Source organism: Agarivorans sp. (genome assembly GCF_050295395.1).
Classification (GTDB): domain Bacteria; phylum Pseudomonadota; class Gammaproteobacteria; order Enterobacterales; family Celerinatantimonadaceae; genus Agarivorans.
On record NZ_JBNKPP010000113.1, the window covers coordinates 1 to 1,818 of the forward strand.

A 1,818-nucleotide genomic window follows, 5' to 3' on the forward strand; every position below is an offset into this window, starting at 1 on the left:
TCTTCTAATTTTGGTGAGTACTTATTAGGTTTTTGCTTTAATATGGCACCCCATCCATCTTTAGAAGCATCGGTTTCATTTGAATTAAACCGGGGCGAAACCTTAGCTATCGTGGGTGAAGCGGGTTCAGGTAAGAGTACTTTAGCGCGTATTTTGGTGGGCGCAGAACCCCGCAGCGGCGGTGAAATTTACTTTGAGGGCGAGGCGCTGGACAGCCGCAATATTAAGCAGCGCTGCCGCCTTATTCGGATGATTTTCCAAGATCCCAATACCTCACTCAACCCAAGGCTCACCATTGGTCAATTACTGGATGAACCGCTGCGCTTTAACACTGAGTTATCCGCCAAGGAGCGTAGTGGCCAAGTGATCGATACCTTAAGGAAGGTCGGTTTATTACCCGAGCATGCGGATTTTTATCCCCATATGATTTCTGAGGGTCAAAAACAGCGGGTTGCGGTGGCGCGGGCACTGATGCTCAATCCCAAGATCATCATCGCCGATGAAGCCTTAACCGCCTTGGATCTCTCGGTACGCTCACAGATCCTCAACCTGCTGCTTAAATTGCAGAAGGACTTAGGCTTGTCCTATATCTTCGTGTCCCATAACCTCAATATTATTCGCCATGTCAGCGATAAAATTATGGTGTTGCACAAAGGCGTGATGGTTGAGAAAGCCCCAACAGAACAGATATTTAATTCGCCTCAGCACGAATATACCCAAAGGCTGATTCAGGAGCAGAGCCTGTTTGTTCATAAGCGTTAAACTGCTCCAACCACTTAAATATTCAGGCGAATTGGCTAAAAATAGATGCCATTTAGCCGCCGAAGTATTTATCCTATTGGTCATTTTGATAGAAGAAGCTTAAACATGATTATCAAACCCAAAATTCGTGGATTCATTTGTACCACAACTCATCCCGTTGGTTGTGAAGCTAACGTTCAAGAACAAATTGCTTTAACCAAAGCCAAAGGCAAAATCGCCAACGGTCCAAAGAAAGTGCTTGTTGTTGGTTCATCAAGTGGCTATGGCCTGTCTTCACGCATTGCCGCCGCCTTCGGTAGCGATGCTGCAACTATTGGCGTGTTCTTCGAAAAGCCGGGTACTGAAACCAAACCTGGTACCGCGGGCTGGTACAACTCTGCCGCTTTCGACAAGTTTGCCAAAGCTGAAGGTTTGTACTCTAAGAGCATCAACTGCGATGCTTTCAGCCATGAAGCTAAGCAAAAAGTTATCGAGCTTATCAAGCAAGATTTAGGTCAAGTGGACATGGTGGTCTATTCATTAGCATCGCCCGTGCGCAAACTGCCTGACTCAGGTGAGCTAGTGCGTTCTGCACTCAAGCCAATCGGTGAAGTGTATACAGCGACTGCCGTTGATACCAACAAAGACTGCATTATCGAAGCCACCGTTGAGCCTGCGACTGAGCAAGAAATTGCCGATACTGTCACAGTGATGGGTGGTCAAGATTGGGAACTGTGGATTAACGCACTCGCCGAGGCTGGTGTATTAAGCGATAACTGCAAAACCGTAGCCTACAGCTATATCGGCACTGAGCTGACTTGGCCAATATACTGGCACGGCGCATTAGGTCAAGCCAAGATGGACTTAGACCGCGCGGCTAAAGCCTTAAATGATAAGCTAGCAACCAAAGGCGGCAGTGCTAACGTTGCCGTGCTCAAAAGCGTTGTCACTCAAGCCAGCTCTGCCATCCCTGTGATGCCACTGTATATTGCAATGGTATTTAAGAAGATGCGCCAAGAAGGCCTGCACGAAGGCTGTATGGAACAAATCTACCGCATGTTCAGCGAGCGCCTGTTC

2 protein-coding genes are annotated in these 1,818 nt (G+C 47.6%); both read left to right on the forward strand.

All coding sequences use genetic code 11. The features are described 5' to 3' along the window. On the forward strand, positions 1-762 hold a 762-nt coding region (locus ACQY6Q_RS06850), incomplete at its 5' end, for an ATP-binding cassette domain-containing protein (protein WP_427979448.1). Between the two features lie 105 nt (positions 763-867). Then, a partial coding sequence (gene fabV / locus ACQY6Q_RS06855; protein WP_427979451.1) for an enoyl-ACP reductase FabV occupies positions 868-1,818 on the forward strand: 951 nt, incomplete at its 3' end.